Source organism: Roseibium sp. M-1 (assembly GCF_054515675.1).
In genome coordinates this window covers 3,276,431-3,296,404 of the sequence record NZ_CM137257.1, presented here as the reverse complement: position 1 = coordinate 3,296,404, position 19,974 = coordinate 3,276,431, and the positions used below count along the sequence as shown (strand labels likewise).

Here is a 19,974-nt window from a genome sequence, read left to right as displayed (position 1 = left end):
TGCTCTCCATCGGCTGGTCGGCCCAGCCAGTTCGTATCGTTGACCCAAATTACCTCTCCCATTGGGCGAGGTCGGACCGTAGGTCCGGGTGAGGGGGCAGACCTTTCGATCAACAAGCGGCGCCTGAACCCCTCACCCCAGCCCTCTCCCCATGGGAGAGGGGGCTAACCTGCATTGTGGGTTGGTGAAACAAACCTAATGGCTCGGGATTAATTAGAAAAACAAATCTTTGATATTTCAAAAATCAGAAATTATAATGGCCGAATGACCGATCTCGACATGGACCTTCTGCGCGCCTTCGTGCGCGTCGCCGAAACCGGCAGCTTCACCCGCGCGGGCCAGATGACCGGTGCGAGCCAGTCCGGCGTCAGTTTGAAAATCAAGAAACTGGAGGAAAGGCTCGGCGATGTCCTGCTTAGCCGTTCGCCGCGCTCGGTACGGCTGACGAGCTTCGGTGCCCGTTTTCTAAGCGACGCCCGAAGCCTGATCGACCTGCACGACCGGGTTGCCGCGCGCGTCTCCGGACCTGAAGTGCAAAAGCGCCTCCTTTTCGGCATTTCGGATCACGCCGCCGGCGGCCGCCTGCCCGCTATCGTCGCCGGCCTCAGCCGTGCACTTCCCGAGCATCGCCTGCATGTCTCCGTCGGCTATTCCGACACGCTCTACAACGACTTCAAGGCCGGTCTGTACAGCGCTGTGATGGTCCGCTCGGAGGATGTTGACGGCACCGGCCAGGTCGCCTTCGAGGAGGACCTGACCTGGGTCGCTGCGCGTAATTTCACCTGGAAGACCGGCGCTCCCTTTCCGTTGGTGGCGCTTTCGGAGAGCTGCGCCTTGCGGCGCCTGGCGACGGAAACCCTGAAAGAGGCGGGGATCCCTTACGAGGATGCCTTCACGGGCACCGGCGTCGGGGCCATCCAGGCCGCCGTCTCCGCCGGCCTCGGCATCGGCTGCCTCGACCGGCGCAATATTCCGGACGGCTGCCGGGAGGTTGGAGATCTCTTTAAGCTACCGGATTTACCGAAGACGAAGATGACGCTTTTCTGCCGCGAAAAGCCGACGATCGGCTCGGCAATCCTGAGAGCGTTTCAGGAAACGCTTTAGTAGCCTTGGAACAGAAAATCGGTTGCCCCGGTAATGCTGTCACGGCGATCAGCCAGCGAGCACACAACATCACCGAGTTCCCGCACCGGGACGGCAGCCAGATGCTGTGTCAACATCACAAAGTTCTGGCCATTAATGGCAAAACCGGGTTCAATCGCGAAATATGGGCTGAGAGGTCGCTGGTCGGAACCAGAGGTGCAACGACCCGCGAGTTGAAGCCGCCGAGCATATTGGCCTGAAGCTCTAGCGCGAGCGTTGTTGAATTCTCAAGACGGTGAACGTCGAATCTTGCCATCAGAACTGCCGGTGCGGTCCGAAGGGAAGGCCATGTTCCTCGACAAAAGCATTTGCAGCCTCAATCGCAGCCGCGTTCTCCAGGCGCCACAGCCGTTCCCGCTCGGCACGAATGGCCTGGCTCAGCCCTTCTTCGGCGGCCTTGTTGAGGTCGACCTTGAGGTCGCCGGCTTGTTTTGCCAGCCTTGGATCGACTGAAACTGTGACTGTTGTCCTGGGTGCCATACTGCTCTCCACCAACCGGAACGAGATTACATTGGCGGACGAAATAGGCAAGGGAGGGAACGGATAGGACGTGAGGTCACAGACCTCTAAAAACCTCTCAGCGCGTCATCCCGGACGCAGCGAAGCGGAGATCCGGGACCGGGGAACCGGGGCAGACGAAGTAAATTCCAATGAAAGCAAGTCTTTTGCCTCCCCGGTCCCGGCTCGCGCTTCGCTTGGCCGGGATGACGATGGAGGGCTCCTGACAATGAAGAAGCGCCTCAGGCCTTCTTCACAAACTCGGTCAGAATGACGATCCGCTGGTCGTTCACCCGGCCTTCGATCTGGGTCGGGTTGTCCGCGACGAGGCTGATGTTGCGCACGGCGGTGCCGCGCTTGGCGGTGAAATTGGCGCCCTTGACCTTGAGATCCTTGATCAGGGTCACCGTGTCGCCGGCGGCAAGGACGGCGCCGTGGGTGTCCTTGTGGACGACGCCGCCGTCTTCGGCGGTTGCCGAGGGAGCCAGTCCCGCCTTTGCCCAGGCAAGGGTCTCGTCATCCAGATAGAGCATGTCGAGGAGGTCGCGGGCCCAGCTTTCGTTCGGCATCTTCGTCAGCAGTCGATAGGCTGTCACCTGAACCGGAGGAACCTGGCTCCACGCGGCCTCGTTGAGGCAAAGCCAGTGCTTGGGGTCGACCTCCGACTGACCGCCGATCTGGTCGGCGCAGGTGGAACAGGCGAAGATCGCCATTGCCTCAGAGCCGTCCCCGTCAAGGCCGACGTCGAACGGCTGCAGGGCCTCGGTGGAACCGCACATTTCGCAGGCGTTGGAGGCGCGGTCGCGGAGGGTCTGTTCGAGGCTCATGGCGGTTCCTTGTTATTTGTCGTGCAGAACTCGGCCGCGTCTGCCCGCTCGACGGCCCTTCGGGCCTTACACTCGCGTGCGTTCGAGGCTCACAATGGTCCACTGGGCCTTCACTTCAGGCAGAGCCTGACCGCGGTCTGCCTGTTCGACGGTGCTGCGCACCTTACACTCACAGGCGTTCGCTTCTTCGATCGATCCACTGGATCGATCGATCACATTCCATGTGAGCGCGTCTGCCCGCTCGACGGCACTTCGTGCCTTGCACTCGCGTGCGTTCGCAGCTCGCAAAGGTCCACCAGACCTTTGCGTCAGGCAAAGCCTGACTGCAACTGCCCGCTCGACGGCGCTTTGCGCCTTACCCTCGCGTGCGTTCGCCTCTTCGATTGATCCACTGGATCAATCGATCACGCGAAGCGTGACCGAGGCTCACTCATCCATCTTCAGGGCCTGGATGAAGGCTTCCTGCGGGATTTCGACCTTGCCGAACTGGCGCATCTTCTTTTTGCCGGCCTTCTGCTTTTCCAACAGTTTCCGTTTACGCGTGGCATCGCCGCCGTAGCACTTGGCGGTCACGTCCTTGCGCAGGGCCGAGATCGTCTCGCGGGCGATCACGCGGCCGCCGATGGCCGCCTGGATCGGGATCTTGAACATGTGCCGCGGGATCAGCTCCTTCAGCTTCTCGCACATGGCGCGGCCGCGGCGTTCCGCCTGGCTGCGGTGCACGAGAACCGACAGCGCGTCGACCGGTTCCTCGTTGACGAGGATCGACATCTTGACGAGGTCGCCGGCGCGGTAGTCCGAAAGCTGGTAGTCGAAGGAGGCGTAGCCCTTGGAGATCGACTTCAGCCGGTCGTAGAAGTCGAAGACGACTTCGTTGAGCGGCAGGTCATAGGCGACGAGTGCACGCGAACCGACATAGGACAGATCCACCTGGACGCCGCGCCGCTCCTGGCACAGTTTCAGGATGCCGCCGAGGTAGTCGTCCGGCGTCATGATGGTGGCGCGGATCCACGGCTCGCGGATTTCACTGATCTTGACGACGTCCGGCATGTCGGCCGGATTGTGCAGCTCCACGTCGGACCCGTCCGTGAGGCTCATCTGGTAGACCACCGACGGTGCGGTCGCGATGAGGTCGAGGTCGAATTCGCGGTAGAGCCGCTCCTGGATGATTTCCAGGTGCAGAAGTCCGAGGAAACCGCAGCGGAAGCCGAAGCCGAGCGCGGCCGACGTTTCCATTTCATAGGAGAAGGACGCATCGTTGAGGCGCAGCTTGCCCATGGCAGCGCGCAGGTCCTCAAAGTCGTTGGCATCGACCGGGAAGAGACCGCAGAAGACGACCGGCTGGGCCGGCTTGAAGCCCGGCAGGGCCTTCGTGCAGGGCTTCTTTTCCAGGGTGATCGTATCGCCGACGCGGGTGTCGGCCACTTCCTTGATGGAGCCGGTGATGACGCCGATTTCGCCGGCCTTCAGCTCGTCCACCTGCAGGAACTTCGGCGTCATGACGCCGACTCGGTCGACGTCATAGGCAGCGCCCGTGCCCATCATCTTGATGCGCTGGCCCCTCTTGAGGGAGCCATCGATGATGCGCACCAGAACCATGACGCCGAGATAGGTGTCGTACCAGCTGTCGACGAGCATCGCCTTCAACGTGTCGTTCGGGTCGCCTTCCGGCGCCGGCAGTCTGGCGACGATCGCTTCCAGCACGTCGTCGACACCAAGACCGGTCTTGGCGGAGATCATGCAGGCTTCCGAAGCATCGATGCCGATCACGTCCTCGATCTGTTCCTTGATGCGGTCCGGTTCGGCCGCGGGCAGGTCGATCTTGTTGAGGACGGTGACGATCTCGTGGTCGTTGTCGATCGCCTGGTAGACGTTGGCGAGCGTCTGCGCTTCCACGCCCTGCGAGGCATCGACCACCAGCAGCGAACCTTCACAGGCCGCCAGCGAGCGGGACACTTCATAGGCGAAGTCGACATGGCCCGGGGTGTCGATGAGGTTCAGCGTATATTGCTGGCCGTCCTTGGCATTGTAGATCAGGCGCACGGTCTGGGCCTTGATCGTGATGCCGCGCTCGCGCTCGATATCCATGCTATCGAGGACCTGCTCGGTCATTTCGCGGTCGGTCAGCGTGCCGGTCATCTGGATCAGGCGGTCGGCGAGGGTCGACTTGCCGTGATCGATATGGGCCACGATGGAAAAGTTGCGGATGTTGGAAAGCTTCTGCGTCGTCATGGCCGCCCGTTTATCACCGAGCCGCCTGTTCGCAAAGGGATTTGATGCGTCCATGCACCGGGATCGGCGGGTTTTTCGTCTTTGTTCGCCCGTTGGAAGCAGGCGAGTTGCAAAATCGGCCTGCATGGAGGCGGGCCGGGGTTCCGATCGCGCCCTGTCGAGGTGCATTTTCGCCAAAAGGGCGAGGCCGGCCAGCCCACCAGCTGCGAAAGGCCTTCAAGGCGGTTACCGCCTGTGTTAGCAATTGTTTAGACCATTTGGACAACGCTTTCTCAGGGACCTCAATGAAGATCCGCAACGCCGAGCCCGGCGACATTCCTGCTTTGCTTGCCATTTATAATCAGGCCGTCCGCGAAACCACGGCCGCCTGGACCAATATCGAGGAAACCCTCGACGACCGCCTGACCTGGTACGAGGGCCGTATCCGTGACGGACTGCCGGTTCTGGTCGCGTTGAGCGATGCTGGGGACGTGCAGGGCTTTGCCAGTTTCGGTCCTTTCCGGCCGCGCGAAGGCTACCGGCTGACGGCGGAGCATTCCGTCTATGTCGATCCGGGAGTTCACGGCCGGGGCATCGGTGCTCTGCTTTTGAGCGAACTGATTGGCATTGCCAAGGTCAGCGGCCTGCATCTGCTCGTCGGTGTCGTCGATGGCGAAAACGCGGCCTCTATCGCCCTCCACCGGAAACTCGGCTTCGAAGTGACCGGCCGCCTGCCGGAAGCCGGCACCAAATTCGGCCGCTGGCTGGACCTGGTGCTGCTGACGAAGGTTCTGGGCACGATGGAAGCGCCGGAGAGGTAGGTTTTTCGCGACGAGGCACGCCCCCCCAAAAAAGTGTCATCTCCGCACCCGCTTTCGCGCGCATAAACTCCAGCAGAAACCCAGGTTTCTTCATCGACTGCTGTTGCGCGCAAACCCAACCGCCCGGGAAACCTGGGTCCCGGGTCTTCGCTTCGCTCAGGCTGGGGAGACAAGAGGGGGAAAGCTCTAATTCGCGGTCAGTACCTCGCGGCAGTCATTGGGCAGCGCTGCCAGGGCCATCGGGCGTTTCTTGACCACCTTCGGTTTCTCACCCGGTTTCGGCGGGTTTTTCGGCACCCAGGGTTCGTCCGACAGCCAGTAGGTCAGGTCCGATCCGCAGCCGTCGCCGGGAGGCGGCGGGTTCTGGTTTTCGCAGCCGGCGCTGCCGGCCGGGCAGGAAAGCCGGACATGGAAATGATAATGATGCCCCCACCAGGGCCGCACCTTGCGCAGCCAGGACCGGTCAGAACCCCGCTCGAAATCGCATAGGGCCTTCTTGATGGTCGGATTGACGAAGATGCGGGCAACGCGGTTGTCGGATGCCGCACGCCGGATCAGCCTTGCATGGGTGTCTGTCCATTTCCTCGGATCGACCCGTCTGTCGGCACCCTTGACGTCCATGGGTCCGATCAGCATGGAGATCGCGGAAATGTCTTCGCGTTCCTGACTGGAGAGGCGCCGGCCGGGCATTTCCGTCAGCCAGATATCCGCGTCGAGGCCGATCTGGTGGCTGGCGTGGCCGGATGTCATCGGCCCGCCGCGTGGTTGGGCAAGATCGCCGACCAGGAGACCGTTCCAGCCCACTTTCGGCGCGTCGTTGGCGAGGTCCTCGAGATAGTCGATCAGGGCCGGATGGCCCCAGTTGCGGTTCCGTGACAGCCGCATCACCTGCCAGGTCTTGCCGTCGACCGGCAGCGAAGCGCCGCCCGCAAGACAGCCCTTGGCATAGGAACCAATCGAACGGGCCTTCAGGTTTGCCGGGCCGTTTGCTGCCCCGAAGTAATCCTTGGCCGGCTGGTCGCTGCGAAGAACGAGCCTCGGCCTTTCGGCAGCGTAGCCTTCCGGCACGGCACGCTTTTTCTCAGGAACGGGAACCCCGGCAATAAGCTCGACGCTTGGTGTGTAGGTCTCGTCGGCCGGTGGTGTCGCAACGGTGGAGGTGGAGGAGGGCTTGGAGACGGGGACCGGTGCGCCTGCCGCCCGAACTTCGGACGAAAGGAAGCCGGTTAGCGGCAGCGCGGCAAATGCTGCCAGCACTGCAAACCGTCGCGCCCGTGTCATGCCGCCGCCGGTCGCGGTGGTCTTCCCCGTCTTCACACTCCCTAAAGTCACAACGGAACCTCATGTGCCTGTCGCAATGCCCGGGCCGGCGAAGTCGGCAAACGGTCCGCTGACAGCGGCTCAATTCGCGCCGGCCGGCTCAGTCTTCAGGCAGCATGCACCAAATCGGCCGGTTCCGCATCCGTTTCCGGGCTTTGAAGGTGAGCTGTCAACATGTCTGCGAAGGCATCGAGGAACACCGTGTTGTCGCGGATCACCCGGTCGGCGGCACCGTTGAGGGCGATGATGTTGCCCGGACGGGCATTGTCCGGGTCTTCCGCATCGGCGGGAAGATCGGCTTCCAGGCGGTGATAGGTGACGTTCGGCAGCGCGGCGAAAAGATGCTCGGCCGCGTAATCCGCGGTCTGGACCTGACCGTCGGCCAGGATCGACAGCAGCGGCACGCCCTTCGACATCTGCATCCAGCCGAGCGCGCCCCAGCCGACGGCGTCCTTGTAGGGGAACGGCCGGCCTTGCGCGCGGCCGGTGCCGAGCGACAGGATGACGATCTCGTCCTCCTGCCAGCCGAGCTTGAGAGCTTCGAGATAGGAAGGAATGGTCGGGTTCTTCATGAAGACACCACCGTCGATCAGGGCCTCTTCGCGCCGGCGGGTCAGGTTCTCCACGCGGGCCGGTTCGAAATAGGCCGGCAGGGCGGTGGTCGCACGGACTGCCTGCCAGAAGTAATAATCATCCGGCCGGCTGCCGTTTTCCTCAAGACCATTGGTCATGAAGACGGCCTTGCGCTGTTCGATGTCATAGGCGGTCAGCACGAGTTTTGTCTGGCCGCTCGCCATCGAGGTCCAGCCGAACCGCTCCTTCAGGAGCTTTTCCAGCGGACGGGCGTCATAACTCTCGTCGAAGAGGCCGAGCGGATTGGTCACGGCCCGTGCCAGCCGTCCCGTGATGGACGGTTTGAAGATCTCCCGCGACTCGCGTTCAAAGAAGGTCCTGAGTTCGGCGATGGTTGCGGCTGCCTCATGGGCGCTGCCACCCGGACGCGGGGCGCTGAGGCCGGCTGCTGTCAATCCGCCGGAGGACGTTCCGGCCATCAGATCGAAGATCTTGTAGAAGGGGGTGGTCACACCGCGCTGGCTGAGCCGGCTTTCAAGGGTTTCCAGCAGGCGCACCGGAATGAGGCCGCGCACGCCGCCGCCGTCAATGGAAAGTATGAAACGCTTTTTCTGGGCCATGATCGCTCCCCGAAATGGTCGAAAGGAAGGGGCTGCGCCTTTCCGCCACCGCGGGAGACGCTTTTTGTTTCCTCAAGAATGTTGTCATCAAATGCGACACTGCAATGGCAAAGCGACCGGGAGAGGCCGATTTTTCGAAATTGGCGAGCAATCGGTTAAAGACGAAGTTGCAATCTGCACGTCTCACGGCAAAGCCTGTGTCTTGGCCCTTTATCCGGGTACAGCTTTCGGACTAGGATCGCTCCGATTTCAACCCCACAGGAACTTCCATGAATATCGATCTGCTTCGCCGCCTTTGCGAAACCCCTGGCGTCCCGGGTCACGAGCACCGGGTGCGCGACCTCATCACGGCCGAGATCAAGGACCTTTTCGACGAGGTCACCGTCGACCCGATGGGCTCGTTGCTCTGCCGGCGCGACAGCCGCAAGGCACCGAAAAAGGGCGCGCCGAAAAAGGGCGCGCCGAAAAAGGTGATGCTGCTCTGCCACATGGACGAGATCGGCTTTCTTGTCTCCCACGTCACCGACAGGGGCTTCGTGCATGTGCAACCGGTCGGCGGTTTCGATGCGCGCAACCTCTTTTCGCGCCGCGTTCTCGTCTCCACCGACGAGGGCGATTTCAAGGGTGTGATGAACCCGGGCGGCAAGCCGATCCACATTTCGTCGCCAGAAGAGCGCAAGAAGATCCCGGAACCGAAGGACTTCGTCATCGATCTGGGCCTTGGCGAGAAGACCAAGGACATCGTCAAGGTCGGCGACATGGTCACCATGGACGAACCGCTGATCGAGATCGGCGACAAGGTCGTCTCCAAGGCGCTCGACAACCGCATTGCCTGCTGGCTCGGCATCGAGGCGATCAAGGGCCTCGGCAAGGCCAAGCATGAATGCGAGATCCATGTCGCCTTCACCTGCCAGGAAGAAGTCGGCCTGCGCGGTGCCCGCACCGCATCCTTCGCGATTGCCCCCGATATCGGCCTCGGCATCGACACGACGCTTGCCTGCGACACGCCGGGCGTCCCGGAAGAAGACCGCACCACCGTCCAGGGCAAGGGCTTCGGTCTGCATGTGAAGGATTCCAGCTTCATTGCCGACCGTGACCTGGTGAAGGAAATCGAGGCGATCGCGGTGAAGGAAAAGATCCCCTTCCAGCGCACCATGCTCGCCGCCGGTGGCCAGGACGGCGCTGCCGCCCAGCAGGCCGCGGCCGGAGCCAAGGCGATCGGCATCGTCGTCGGCACCCGCTACATCCACACGGTCACCGAGATGATCCACAAGGACGATCTCCAGGCCGCGCTGGACATCATGGTCGCCTATCTGAAGAAGGCTTGAGGCTGGAGTTGTTTGCGACCAAGAGAAGTTAGTCTTCTCTTGGTTCATTCCGGATCGGAACAGATAAATATTTCAGGCTCTCGTGTTCTTTTTCTTCGGAGTATGACCTTGGGTATGTTCGACTACATCCAATGTGAAATGCACCTACCGGTAAGAGAGCTTGCCCACTTTCGCCTCACCGATTTTCAAACCAAGGATCTTGAGTGCGAGTTGCACCTCTACAAAATTCGTAAAGACGGGAGATTGGTAAGAATTTCCAGAACTCAGGAAATTGAAATTCCGGCTTCAGCCGAAGAAAAAAGCGTCTTCAGAAGAGTATTTTCTTTCTTGGTGTCGAATAAGAAGACCAAATCGCGGCAGAGCAATAAAGTCGAGCGACTGATTGAGGTGCCTGTAGACTTCAAGGGCTATATCGATTTCTATGACTACTACATCGGGAAGAGAGTCTCGTTCAGAGCCACTCTCAAGGACGGTGTGGTCACAGACTTGGTGTCGTTAGACGAAAAGGGATCATACCAGTAGTAGCCGGCAAAAAGGCGGTCTGGATATCCACCGCACACATCTGATCAACAAAAGCATTCACAGCGCCAGGGATGAGATCAATTTGCAAGGTGGCTGCGTGGGACTTCAGGCCACAAGTCCCAGCACGTTCGACACCTGCTCGCCGGTCCCGGCATAAAGCTCGCTCACCGAGGCGCTCTGGTAGCTGAAGGAACCGCCGTTGAAATCGCCCTCGATGGCCGAGGCGCTGGCGGAGCGTACGGAGAGGCCGGTCTCGCTGTTGTAGGACACCCGTTCGAAGGAAACGAACTGGGCCGAGATCGTCTCACCGCCGATTTCCGCTTCGATCGTGGTCGTGGAGATCGTCGCACCCTCATAGGCGACATTGCCCTGGGGACCTGTGTCCCCTTCGCCAAGGGCGGCCTTCAGTTTGCCGGCGGTCTTCTGGTAGTCCTCGACGGTCGCAAGCGCACCATCCTTTGTTTCGTCGTCTTCACCCTTGCCCTTTTCGACCGCGTCCTGAAGGGCGGCGATCACGACCGCGTCTTCCTCGGCCTTCTTGCTGGCCGCTTCCAGTACGCTGACGGCTGGTGTCTTGGCCGGGCTGTTGCCGTCGATCCCGTCGTCGGGACCCTGTTTGCCGCCCCGGGCACCGCCACCTGAAAAGGACGCCGAGAACAGGCTCGTGCTCTGGGTGGTGGTCTCGACGGAAATCTGCATGGCCTCGGATCCTGGCGTTTGCGAACCTTTCTGGTTCTGCATAGGTGCTGAAAGCATCCGGCAAAACCGTTAACAGGCCATTAACCATCCGAGAGAGGGCTCAGTCTTTCCGCGTGGCAGCGAAAGCCTTCTCAAGGAACCGTCCGCCCAGGACCATGCCGCGTTCGTCGATGGAATGGCCGAGACCGGACAGAAGATGCATCTGCGCCGAAACACCGGCAGCGGTCAGGGCCGCGCGCGCTGCCTCCGCATGATAGTCGGGAACGACATCGTCTTCGCTGCCGTGGACGATCAGCACCGGACTTGCCGTGGTGATGCCGGCGAGCCTGTCAGCGCCCGGCAAAAGACCGGAATAACCGACCAATGCGGCTGGCGGCACCTTCCGGCGCAGACCGCACTGGAAGGTCATCATGGCACCCTGGCTGAAACCGACGAGTGCGAGCGACTGCTCGTTCAAAGAAAGCCGCGCGAGCTCATCGTTGATGAACCGATCCAATATCGGCTGGGCTGCCTCAGCGCCGATCCGGTATTCGTTTGGCGAGCGCTCATCAAGCGCAAACCACTGCCGCCCGCCAAGGGCTTCGAAGGGCAGGTGCTCCGGTGCATCGGGGGCGATGAAGGCGGCATCGAGAAGCTGGCCCTGCCAGGCCCGGCCGAGATCTATGAGGTCGGCACCATCGGCGCCATAGCCATGCAGGATCACGACGAGCTGGCGCGCGGGACCACCAGAGGCAGGGGCTAAACGGGGGCCATCGAGGGAAGAGGTCATCGGCTGGCTGGCTCTTTATTCCGCCGGGTTTTCCTGGTCGCCCAGGCTGGATGCAGTTTGCAGCGGTTCCCGCCGGCGGAGGAAGGGCAGGGCGATTGCGAGGGACGCAAGGATCAGGAACCCGGCCAGCGCAAAGGGGGCGCCGGGGAAGCTGATCGTTGCATCGGGTCCTGAAAAAGCGGCAAAGACCTGGGTCATCACGAAGGGGCTGACCACCATGGACAGGCCCGCCGCGCTGGCGATGAGACCCTGCAATTCGCCCTGCGCATTGTCCTCGATGCGATTGGACATGAGTGCGGTAAAGGCCGGTGTCGCCAGCGCACCGAGCGCGGCGAAGCAGATCATTGCATAGGCCACGGTTCCGGAGGTCGCGAACGCCAGTCCGGCAAAGGCCAAAAGGTTAGCGGCAAGGCCGATCAGCAGCGTCCGTTCCGGCCCGATCTTCGGCTCCAGAACACGGATGAGATACCCCTGCACAACGGCGAAGCCGATGCCGACACAGGCAAGCGACAGGCCGATATCCGCTGGCGACCAGCCGAAGACTTCCTCCGAATAGTAGCTCCAGACGGCGGGATAGACGTAATGGGCGATGTCGAACAGGAAGACGGCCAGCAGCAGCGTGCGAACTTGCGGATGAGCGGCAAGCTGCTTGAGCGCGCCGAACGGATTGGCGCGTTTCCACTCGAAGGTGCGGCGGATTTCCGGCTTCAGGGTTTCCGGCAGCACGAAATAGCCGAAGAGGAAGTTGACAAAGGAAAGAGCAGCGGCGGCGTAGAAGGGAGCTCGCGGCCCATATTCACCGAGAAAGCCGCCGATCATGGGACCGAGCACGAAGCCGACGCCGAAGCCTGCGCCCACAAGGCCGAAATTCTTGGCCCGTTCCTCCTTGGAGGAGACATCGGCGATATAAGCGGAGGCTGCGGAAAAGGTCGCGCCGGAGATGCCCGACAGGGTGCGGCCAATGAACAGCACAGCCAGATGCCAGGAGAGTGCCATAAGCAGGTAGTCGAGGGCCATCGCGAACATCGACACGAGCAATATGGGCCGCCGGCCGAACCTGTCCGACAGGTTGCCGAGCGTCGGGCCGAAGGCGAACTGCATCAGCGCATAGACCACCGTCAGCGCGCCGCCCCAGCGGGCCGCGTCGCTGACGGGCAGGGAAGTGAGCTCGGTCAGGAGCGACGGCATCACCGGCATCATCAGGCCGATGCCCATGGAATTGAGCGTCAGAGTGACAAGAATGAAGCCAAGCGCGCTGCGCTTGCTGAGGCCGGACCGCACGTATTCTACCCGATGAATGGTTGACTTCCGCCGGTAACCGGCCCGGCCTTAATAACCGAACTATTCGGCCGCGACCAGTGCGGGCTGCTCCCAATGTCCCTTTTCGATATCGGCAATCTGCTTGTCGATCTGGGCGATCACAAAGCGCGAGAACGGTCCGAGATGGACATAGAGCGCCAACATCATCATCACGGGCTTGATCGCCCTGAAATTGGTGAAGGCGGTGAAGATCAGGGTTTTCCAGAACGGGCCGCGATAGGTGGTGTTGGTGAAGGTCATCGCCAGGATCAGGCGGCCGAACATCTTGATGTCGTGGAAAAATCCTGCGCCGAAAATGGATCCGTTGGCACCGTTCATGTCGAGCATGGACGCCACTTTCTGCACCCGGCCGAAATAGGCTTCCGGGCTGAACACCCGCTCGATCACGGTCTTGAAGTCGGCAAGGATCTGTTCGCGCGGCCTTACGGTGGTGAAGTTCAATCCGGCCGTGCACTGGTCGCCATCTGCCGTGTCGGGATCGTCGGTGCCGAAATCCGCATGCAGGCGGCCTTCCTTGGCAAGCCGGCGCGTCAGCTGCGTGTTGGGCAGGGCGTAGAGAAGACCGGTCATGGCGACCGGGATCGCCGATTCCTCGATCAGGGCAGAGATTTCGTCGGCAACCTTGTCGCTTTCCTCGTCGAAGCCGACGATGAAACCGGCCAGCACGAAGATGCCGGCGTCGTAGATCTTGTGAACGCTCTTGGCGATGTCGCGACGGGTGTTCTGCTTCTTGCGGGTGGCGACCAGCACATCCGGGTCCGGGCTTTCGATGCCGATAAAGACCGAGAAAAAACTGGCCTCTTGCATCATCTTCAGCAAGGCTTCGTCGTCGGCAAGGTTGAGCGAGGCTTCGGTCGACATTTCGAACGGATAGCTGCGCTTCTTCTGCCAGGCGGCGAGTTCGGGCAGGAAGCCCTTCACCGCCTTCTTGTTGCCGATCAGGTTGTCGTCGACGAAGTCGACATGGCCGCGATAGCCAAGTTCATAAAGACGGTCGAGTTCGGCCAGCATCTGTTCGTTGGTCTTGGTGCGCGGCACCCGGCCGTAAAGTTCAATGATGTCGCAGAATTCGCAGGTGAAAGGGCAGCCGCGCGAATATTGCACGCCGATCTGGACATAATCCTTGAAGTTCAGGAGGTCGAAGCGCGGGATCGGGCTGGATGTGACATCCGCCTTGAACTTTTCCGCCGTGAAGCGGCCGTTGCGTACGCCTTCCTGCCAGGCTTCGACGAAAGTCTCCAGAATGCCTTCCGCTTCGCCCAGAACCAGGAAATCGGCGGCTTCATAGACTTCAGGCGAGGAGGTCGCGTCGGGGCCGCCGACGACGACCGGAATGCCCTTGTCCTGCGCCCGGCGGATCACGGCGAGGCAGTCCGCCTGTTGCGGCAGCATGCCTCCGGTCATGATCATGTCAGCCCAGGCGAGATCCTCGCCGGTGAGCGTGCCGGTGTTGCGGTCGATCAGCCTGACGTTCCAGTCTGCCGGCAGCATGGCGGCGACGGTGATGAGGCCGAGCGGCGGGGCCGGATATTTGGCGCCGACCAGTTCGCAGGTTGCCCCGTAATTCCAGAATGATCCGGAATTGAACCGCGGGTAAACCAGCAGAACGTTACATGTCGACATTCACGGACCCTCCTCACGGACGCCTTGCCACTGGCGACAACCTAGCAACTTTCCGTGCCGGCACAACCGCCTTGATAGGTATGACCTGATAGATTCCGTGCCGTGCCAAATCCCTCATCCTGAGGAAGACCGTCAGGTCCGTCTCGAAGGATGGGCCGCTTGCGTCGGAATATGCCGCCCATCCTTCGAGACAGGCCTTTGGCCTTCCTCAGGATGAGGCTGCCGGCTCTTGCAAGTTCACTCCCTGAGCAGCATTTCAGCCGGGGATGGTGTCAGGCTTGCGCACATGGAAAATAAGTCCATGTACTTCCTTGCCCAGCTCCTGGCGCAATACGACAGGTTTTTCCCTCTCGTAGACAAGACCGGCGCTTTCGGTGCAGCGCCTGAGATAGCCAGGCGTGTGGGCATAGCGGCCGGTCGGGTCGACGCGGTAGTCCGGACCCGAGGGATCTGCCAGATGTTCGACGCTGGCAACCAGGATGCCGCCGGGCTTCATTGCTGCATAAAGTGCCGTCATGAAGGGGTGCAGGTCGCCGATGTAGCAGAGCGTATCGACACAGACGCCGAGATCGAATTTTGCCGGCAGGTCGGAGGTGAGAAAACCCACCAGCTCTCCTTCGACCAGAAAGTCGAAGACGTTCAAGGCGGCCGCCTTGCGCAACATGCCGGGGGAAAGATCAATGCCCGTCAGCCGCACGCAATGCTCCCGGATCAGCGGGCCGCACAGGCCGGTGCCGCAGCCGAGATCGACGACGTCCCGAAACTTCTCCGTCCGACCGGCGGCGAGCTCCGCCACGTCGGCGGCGACCAGTTCCGGGGCGCGATAGCCGAGATTTTTCAAGACCTCGTCGAAGCTGTCCGAAAAGCTGTCGAAATGGGTTTTGACGTAGTCTTCCGGCGCATGGTCCATGTTGTCGCCGCGCACCGCTGCCAACTGGTAGCGGGCAACCGTGTTGTCCGGATCGGCGGTGACGAGGCTTTCCAGATGCGCGATCGCCCGGTCCTTGCGGCCGAGCGCGCAAAGGACACGCGCATGCCAGATCTTGTCGGACCACACATCCGCGCCGAATTCCAGGCAGCGTTCCAGCGCGTCTGCAGCCTCGTCCCGGCGTCCGGCCAGCATGAGCGACAGGCCGTAATTGTGCCAGGCATTCGGATTGTCCGGATCGAGCCGCACCACTTCCCTCAGGATCGGCAACAGGTCGTCATTGTTGGCGGCCCCTTCCAGCATCACGGTGATGTTGCTCCAGGCGTCCTCGTGGCGCGGTTCGATCTCCACCGCGTGCACATAGGCCTTGAGCGCCTCGTCGGAGTGGCCCGACAGCTTCAGGATGTTGCCGAGATTGTTGTAGGCCGAGGCATTGCGGCCGTTCTGCTCCAGCGACTTGCGGATCAGGATCACGGCGTTTTCCGCCTTGCCGGCATCGAAATGAAGAAGTCCCAGGAAGTGGAGCCCGTCGGCATGGTCGGGGTCGGCGGTCAGCACGTCCTTGTAGGCCGCGAGTGCCGCCTCCAGATTGCCGCTGCGATGCGCAGCGATACCTTCCTGCAGCCTGGCGTCCAGTTCCATGGAATGCTCCGCAATGAATTGGGCACAAAAAAGGGCGGTCGAACCGCCCTTGTTCCCGGCAATGACCTTGAAAGTGACCTTACAGGACTTTCAGGTCTTCAGCCACCATCTGGCCGCGGCGCCACTCAAGATCGAAAGCCACGAGCTGGCCTTCCTTCAGAGTGTCGATGCCGGAGCGGCGGAGAGCCACGATGTCGACGAGGATGTCTTCCCCGTCCTGGGGTTCGATCGTGCCGATACCACGGCTTTTGTCGAACCATTTCACGTTTCCATGCAGCATGGAGTCTTCTTTCCAATTATCGCATCAAGTCATACGACGGCACGCATAGCCGTCTTTTTCAACGTCTTGATGACAGTTGTGTCATTAAGCCTAAAGTACTCGTCGGACTCCAACCGGAACTAATCATCGTTGCACGCAGTCAAGTTTGACCGTATCGCTTTGAAACGCAGAACCGATTAAGTTGGGGTCCGTTTGCCCGGCTAATTTCAGCGGGCTTTACAATAGTCTCATCTAGTATGGTGACTTATTCGTTAATTTCAAGACCGTGGGCTTCGATCGAGCACGCCGGAAATGACATATCTGAGGATATCGACCACTTGCTGCGGCGTCTCGGCGACGCCGAGCGCAGCTGCGTCAACTTCCTTCAGCGGATGGGTAAGCGACGGATCGTGCAGGACGATGAGCGACTTGCCGAGCGCTGCGGCATAGCCGGCATCGAAGGCGGCGTTCCACTGCTTGTACTTGTCGCCGAAGCGGACCACGACGATGTCGGCCTTTTCGATCAGGGACCTTGTCCGGATCGCGTTCACCTTGGCGCCCTTGTGGTCATACCAGAACTTGTTGTGTTCACCGCCGAGAATGACGGCACCGCAATCGTCGCTGGTATCGTGATCGGTGACGGGTGCGGAGAAATCGACAGGAAGGGACAGTGCCTGCACCCCCTTCATGATGGTTTCCCGCCAGTCCGTATGGATCTCCCCGGACAGGTAAACGCGCCAGTTGCTCATGATTTCCACCCACTCAAGCTTATGATTTATCGGACAAATTGATTTGCCAACCTGTCCTGAAGCTGGGGCCTGGGAGCGAAGGCGTCAACCCCTGGGGGGAAATGGCGAGGGGAAAGGGGGATGAGGTTACTGACCTGAGAAGCAGCCAGGGCAGCACTCGCAATGTCACCCCGGCCGCAGCGAAGCGGAGAGCCGGGGCCTACTCTCAGTTCGGCTTGCGCAAAAACGGATTGCTTCTGATGGCGGCTGATCCATACCACCGCTCTGGAAATGAGTAGGCCCCGGGTCTCGCGATGCTCGCCCGGGGTGACGCTGTGCAATGGCTTAGGCTATCGGGATCTCAAGCGGCAGGAAAAAACTCAAACTGTCTCACGCAAGGCCTTCAACGCGACCCGGTAATCGGGATAGCGGAAGGCATAGCCGAGTTCGTCCTTGATCCGCCGGTTGGAGACGCGCTTGTTCTCGCCATAGAAGGACCGCGCCATCGGCGACAGCTCGGCTGTATCGAACGGGATCTCCGGCGGAGCTTCAACGCCAAGGAGACCGGCGGCAAAAGCGACGACATCCTGCGGTGGGCAGGGCTCGTCGTCAGTGACGTTGAAGATTCGCGTCGAGGGGTGTTGCATCGCCGCGTTCAAGGCTCCGGCAATATCGGCAACATGGATGCGGTTGAACACCTGCCCGGGTTTTACCAGGCGCCGGGCCGTGCCTTTCCTGAAGTTTTCAAATGCATTGCGGCCGGGGCCATAGATGCCGGAAAGCCGGAAGATCTGCACCGGCAGATCGTTCTTTCCGGCAAACTCCAGCCAGTCCTGTTCGGCCAGGACCCGCTGGACCGAGCGTTTCGAGACCGGCTTGCAGGCCGTTTCCTCGTCCACCCAGGCGCCATCATGATCGCCATAGACCCCGACGGTGGAAAGATAGCCGATCCAGTTCGGCCGGCCGGCCACAATGTCATCGGCGTGCTGGGTAAGGACCGGATCACCGGCCTCGTTCGGGGCAATGGAAATCAGCACATGGGTCGCGTCTGCCAGTGCAGCTTCGATCCCTGCACCTCTGGTCTCGCCGTCGAAGAGAAACGGCTCGACACCCATTTCGCGCAACGCCTCCGCCTTTTCGGGAGAGCGCGTCGTGCCGCCGATCCAGTCGAAGCGGCCACGCACTTCGTTGATGAAAGCCTTGGAGGAAAAACCGACGCCGAAAACAAACAGACGCATGCGTATCAAAGCTCCAGATGTTTGCGGCGGATTTCATAAAGCGCGACACCTGTGGCGACCGCCAGATTGAGACTGTCGGCCTGGCCGACCTGCGGAATGCGAATGAGAGTACGGCATGCGGCCGCCATATCGTCCTCAAGCCCCTTCTGCTCGTTGCCCATCACAAGCAGGACAGGCGCCGCATAGTCCGGGGTGCGGTAGTCGACGGAGCCCTTGAGGTGGGTGGCGGCAACGGTGCCGGGCCATTTGCCGGCGAGCGCCTTGAACTCGTCCTTGGAGAGCTTTGCCAGCGGCACGTGAAAGAGCGACCCCATGGTGGCGCGCACCGCTTCCACGGCAAATGGATCGGTGCAGTCGCCCACCAGCATGACACCGGCACCACCGACCGCGTCGACGGTGCGGATGATGGTGCCGAGATTGCCCGGATCACGCACCCGGTCCAATGCGACCCAGAGCGTGGCGCCCGTCGGGTCGATGTCCCTGGGTCCGAGAAGCTGCTGCTCGTAGACCCCGACGACCATCTGCGGATTGTCCTTGCGGGTCATCGCGGACATGACGGCAGTCGAAACCTCCAGGATCAGCGCGCCGCGCGCCTTGGCGGTGGCGGCAGCTTTCTGGGCGACAGGATTGTCGCGGGCTTCCGGACCGATGGCGAGATATCGCACGCCCCAGCCGGCTTCGAGCGCATCTGTTGCCAGTTTCAGACCCTCGGCAACGAAGAGGCCCGTCTGGCTGCGGTGCTTGCGCTGTGCAACGAGGCCCTTGATTTCCTTGACGATCGGATTGGAATGGCTGGTGACCTGCTTGACGGCACCCTGGCGTTTCTCGCTCATCGGCTGCTCCAACGGGAAAAGAGCGAGGTGGAGAGGGCGCGTTTGCCGTCTTCCTCACGAATGACGAGTTCTCCGGACTCCAGCAGACCGCCTTCCGTATCCAGCGTTTCGGCCATCAGTTCGTGGATGGAGACGAAACTGGAGCGGATCGCATAGGCGGTCAGGATCATGAACAGGGCGTCGCCCGCCAGAAGCTGCTTCAGGTCCATCAGCATGCCGGGCAGGCTGGTATAGATGTCCCAGACCTCGCCCTTGGGACCGCGGCCGTATTTCGGCGGGTCGAGGATGATGCCGTCATATGTATTGCCGCGCCGGACTTCCCGGGCGACGAATTTGGAGGCGTCTTCGCAGATCCAGCGGATCGGCAGGTCGTCGAGGCCGGACATTTCCTGATTCTCGCGCGCATAGCCGATCGCCTTCTTGGAGGCGTCGACATGGGTCACCTGCGCGCCTTCGGTTGCCGGCAGCAGCGAGGCAAGACCTGTGTAGCCGAAGAGGTTCAGGATCTTCAGCGGCTTTTCCGGTGCGCGCTGGCGCTCCGCGCGGACCTTGCCGTTGACCCAGTCCCAGTGGGCGGCCTGTTCGGGGAAGACGCCGACATGGCGGAAGGACATGAAGCGGCCGTTATAGCGCACCGGGCCATAGGTCATCGGCCAGGTTTCCGGCACATTGCCGGAAAATTTCCAGCGGCCGGGACCTTCCTCTTCCGTATCGCCGGAAAAGACCGCATCTGCCCGGTTCCACACGCTTTCCTTCTGCCGCCGCGCACCCATGGCCTGCGGTTCCGGGCGCACGATGGTGAAGCGGCCATAGCGCTCCAGCTTCTCGCCCGCACCCATGTCCAGCAGCCGGTAGTCCTGCCAACCCTTCGTTTCCAGGATCACCGGCCAGTTCTGAACCGGAGCTTTGCCGCGCGGGGCATAGGAGAGGGCGCTGGTCTGATCCGCCACGATGGTCACTCGTTGTCTTTAGATGGAAAGTCATCCCGCCATATTCGTCTGGCGGTCGAAGGTCAACGCTTAGCGTCGAAGCTTAAAAAAGAAAAGGGCGGGAAGCCGAAGCGTCCCGCCCT

The 19,974-nt window shown here is 61.2% G+C and carries 19 protein-coding genes and 1 pseudogene; 4 read left to right on the top strand and 16 right to left on the bottom strand.

The annotated features are described in order from the left end of the window. Positions 1–264: 264 nt before the first annotated feature. Positions 265–1,104 (top strand): LysR family transcriptional regulator, encoded by an 840-nt coding sequence (locus tag ACX3M4_RS14865; protein WP_459359329.1) that lies wholly within the window; start codon positions 265–267, stop codon positions 1,102–1,104. On the opposite strand, the pseudogene ACX3M4_RS14860 reads toward ACX3M4_RS14865, so the two are convergent. The 4 genes and pseudogenes from ACX3M4_RS14860 to lepA form a co-directional block, all read right to left on the bottom strand. Next, positions 1,101–1,333 (bottom strand): annotated as a pseudogene (locus tag ACX3M4_RS14860) (CcdB family protein). The gene ACX3M4_RS14865 and the pseudogene ACX3M4_RS14860 overlap by 4 nt on opposite strands. 65 nt (positions 1,334–1,398) lie before the next feature. After that, the gene (locus tag ACX3M4_RS14855) at positions 1,399–1,623 is read right to left on the bottom strand and encodes a type II toxin-antitoxin system CcdA family antitoxin (protein ID WP_459359328.1); all 225 of its coding nucleotides are present in this window, start codon (positions 1,621–1,623) and stop codon (positions 1,399–1,401) included. A 260-nt stretch (positions 1,624–1,883) separates the two neighbouring features. Continuing rightward, entirely contained in the window at positions 1,884–2,468 is a 585-nt protein-coding gene (locus ACX3M4_RS14850) for a PhnA domain-containing protein (RefSeq protein ID WP_459359327.1), read from the bottom strand. Positions 2,469–2,894: 426 nt separating this feature from the next. Then, complete coding sequence (gene lepA / locus ACX3M4_RS14845; RefSeq protein ID WP_459359326.1) at positions 2,895–4,700, bottom strand: translation elongation factor 4; 1,806 nt, start codon at positions 4,698–4,700, stop codon at positions 2,895–2,897. A gap of 284 nt (positions 4,701–4,984) precedes the next feature. Between lepA and ACX3M4_RS14840 the strand changes: the two genes are divergently transcribed. Beyond that, entirely contained in the window at positions 4,985–5,500 is a 516-nt protein-coding gene (locus ACX3M4_RS14840) for a GNAT family N-acetyltransferase (protein ID WP_459359325.1), read from the top strand. Between the two features lie 186 nt (positions 5,501–5,686). Here ACX3M4_RS14840 and mepA read toward each other — a convergent pair whose 3' ends face one another. Further along, positions 5,687–6,817 (bottom strand): penicillin-insensitive murein endopeptidase, encoded by a 1,131-nt coding sequence (gene mepA, locus ACX3M4_RS14835; protein WP_459359324.1) that lies wholly within the window; start codon positions 6,815–6,817, stop codon positions 5,687–5,689. Positions 6,818–6,927: 110 nt separating this feature from the next. Continuing rightward, positions 6,928–8,013, bottom strand: coding sequence for a patatin-like phospholipase family protein (locus ACX3M4_RS14830; RefSeq protein ID WP_459359323.1), 1,086 nt, complete (start codon positions 8,011–8,013; stop codon positions 6,928–6,930). Positions 8,014–8,282: 269 nt separating this feature from the next. Between ACX3M4_RS14830 and ACX3M4_RS14825 the strand changes: the two genes are divergently transcribed. Both ACX3M4_RS14825 and ACX3M4_RS14820 read left to right on the top strand, forming a co-directional pair. Next, a complete protein-coding gene (locus tag ACX3M4_RS14825) occupies positions 8,283–9,341 on the top strand; it encodes a M42 family metallopeptidase (RefSeq protein WP_459359322.1) in 1,059 nt (352 codons plus the stop codon). Between the two features lie 108 nt (positions 9,342–9,449). Further along, the gene (locus ACX3M4_RS14820) at positions 9,450–9,863 is read left to right on the top strand and encodes a hypothetical protein (protein WP_459359321.1); all 414 of its coding nucleotides are present in this window, start codon (positions 9,450–9,452) and stop codon (positions 9,861–9,863) included. A 105-nt stretch (positions 9,864–9,968) separates the two neighbouring features. On the opposite strand, the gene ACX3M4_RS14815 is transcribed toward ACX3M4_RS14820, so the two are convergent. The 10 genes from ACX3M4_RS14815 to ACX3M4_RS14770 all read right to left on the bottom strand — a co-directional run bounded on the left by ACX3M4_RS14815 (position 9,969) and on the right by ACX3M4_RS14770 (position 19,852). Continuing rightward, positions 9,969–10,562 (bottom strand): hypothetical protein, encoded by a 594-nt coding sequence (locus ACX3M4_RS14815; RefSeq protein ID WP_459359320.1) that lies wholly within the window; start codon positions 10,560–10,562, stop codon positions 9,969–9,971. Positions 10,563–10,662: 100 nt separating this feature from the next. Next, complete coding sequence (locus tag ACX3M4_RS14810) at positions 10,663–11,331, bottom strand: alpha/beta hydrolase (protein ID WP_459359319.1); 669 nt, start codon at positions 11,329–11,331, stop codon at positions 10,663–10,665. A gap of 15 nt (positions 11,332–11,346) precedes the next feature. Further along, positions 11,347–12,612: a TCR/Tet family MFS transporter gene (locus tag ACX3M4_RS14805; RefSeq protein WP_459359318.1), complete on the bottom strand. Its 1,266-nt coding sequence runs from the start codon at positions 12,610–12,612 to the stop codon at positions 11,347–11,349. A gap of 60 nt (positions 12,613–12,672) precedes the next feature. Next, entirely contained in the window at positions 12,673–14,274 is a 1,602-nt protein-coding gene (locus tag ACX3M4_RS14800; RefSeq protein ID WP_459359317.1) for a B12-binding domain-containing radical SAM protein, read from the bottom strand. A gap of 256 nt (positions 14,275–14,530) precedes the next feature. Continuing rightward, positions 14,531–15,844 (bottom strand): tetratricopeptide repeat protein, encoded by a 1,314-nt coding sequence (locus ACX3M4_RS14795; protein ID WP_459359316.1) that lies wholly within the window; start codon positions 15,842–15,844, stop codon positions 14,531–14,533. A gap of 79 nt (positions 15,845–15,923) precedes the next feature. Continuing rightward, positions 15,924–16,124, bottom strand: a complete 201-nt coding sequence (locus tag ACX3M4_RS14790) for a cold-shock protein (protein ID WP_459359315.1) — start codon at positions 16,122–16,124, stop codon at positions 15,924–15,926. Positions 16,125–16,381: 257 nt separating this feature from the next. Then, positions 16,382–16,852, bottom strand: a complete 471-nt coding sequence (locus tag ACX3M4_RS14785) for a YtoQ family protein (RefSeq protein WP_459359314.1) — start codon at positions 16,850–16,852, stop codon at positions 16,382–16,384. 359 nt (positions 16,853–17,211) lie between these two features. Next, positions 17,212–18,069: an SDR family oxidoreductase gene (locus tag ACX3M4_RS14780; RefSeq protein ID WP_459359313.1), complete on the bottom strand. Its 858-nt coding sequence runs from the start codon at positions 18,067–18,069 to the stop codon at positions 17,212–17,214. Between the two features lie 5 nt (positions 18,070–18,074). After that, a complete protein-coding gene (locus ACX3M4_RS14775; protein ID WP_459359312.1) occupies positions 18,075–18,902 on the bottom strand; it encodes a TrmH family RNA methyltransferase in 828 nt (275 codons plus the stop codon). After that, on the bottom strand, positions 18,899–19,852 hold the full coding sequence (locus ACX3M4_RS14770) for a class I SAM-dependent methyltransferase (protein ID WP_459359311.1): 954 nt from the start codon (positions 19,850–19,852) through the stop codon (positions 18,899–18,901). The genes ACX3M4_RS14775 and ACX3M4_RS14770 overlap by 4 nt, the downstream gene beginning before the upstream one ends. Positions 19,853–19,974 lie beyond the last annotated feature (122 nt).

What these genes read in the sequence shown, in the direction of transcription:
- ACX3M4_RS14815 (WP_459359320.1), bottom strand. Translation starts at nt 10,562, where the DNA reads ATGCAGATTTCCGTCGAGACCACCACCCAGAGCACGAGCCTGTTCTCG.
- ACX3M4_RS14810 (WP_459359319.1), bottom strand. Translation starts at nt 11,331, where the DNA reads ATGACCTCTTCCCTCGATGGCCCCCGTTTAGCCCCTGCCTCTGGTGGT.
- ACX3M4_RS14790 (WP_459359315.1), bottom strand. Translation starts at nt 16,124, where the DNA reads ATGCTGCATGGAAACGTGAAATGGTTCGACAAAAGCCGTGGTATCGGC.
- ACX3M4_RS14850 (WP_459359327.1), bottom strand. Translation starts at nt 2,468, where the DNA reads ATGAGCCTCGAACAGACCCTCCGCGACCGCGCCTCCAACGCCTGCGAA.
- ACX3M4_RS14800 (WP_459359317.1), bottom strand. Translation starts at nt 14,274, where the DNA reads ATGTCGACATGTAACGTTCTGCTGGTTTACCCGCGGTTCAATTCCGGA.
- ACX3M4_RS14825 (WP_459359322.1), top strand. Translation starts at nt 8,283, where the DNA reads ATGAATATCGATCTGCTTCGCCGCCTTTGCGAAACCCCTGGCGTCCCG.
- ACX3M4_RS14785 (WP_459359314.1), bottom strand. Translation starts at nt 16,852, where the DNA reads ATGAGCAACTGGCGCGTTTACCTGTCCGGGGAGATCCATACGGACTGG.
- ACX3M4_RS14865 (WP_459359329.1), top strand. Translation starts at nt 265, where the DNA reads ATGACCGATCTCGACATGGACCTTCTGCGCGCCTTCGTGCGCGTCGCC.
- ACX3M4_RS14840 (WP_459359325.1), top strand. Translation starts at nt 4,985, where the DNA reads ATGAAGATCCGCAACGCCGAGCCCGGCGACATTCCTGCTTTGCTTGCC.
- ACX3M4_RS14780 (WP_459359313.1), bottom strand. Translation starts at nt 18,069, where the DNA reads ATGCGTCTGTTTGTTTTCGGCGTCGGTTTTTCCTCCAAGGCTTTCATC.
- lepA (WP_459359326.1), bottom strand. Translation starts at nt 4,700, where the DNA reads ATGACGACGCAGAAGCTTTCCAACATCCGCAACTTTTCCATCGTGGCC.
- ACX3M4_RS14775 (WP_459359312.1), bottom strand. Translation starts at nt 18,902, where the DNA reads ATGAGCGAGAAACGCCAGGGTGCCGTCAAGCAGGTCACCAGCCATTCC.
- ACX3M4_RS14855 (WP_459359328.1), bottom strand. Translation starts at nt 1,623, where the DNA reads ATGGCACCCAGGACAACAGTCACAGTTTCAGTCGATCCAAGGCTGGCA.
- ACX3M4_RS14830 (WP_459359323.1), bottom strand. Translation starts at nt 8,013, where the DNA reads ATGGCCCAGAAAAAGCGTTTCATACTTTCCATTGACGGCGGCGGCGTG.
- ACX3M4_RS14795 (WP_459359316.1), bottom strand. Translation starts at nt 15,844, where the DNA reads ATGGAACTGGACGCCAGGCTGCAGGAAGGTATCGCTGCGCATCGCAGC.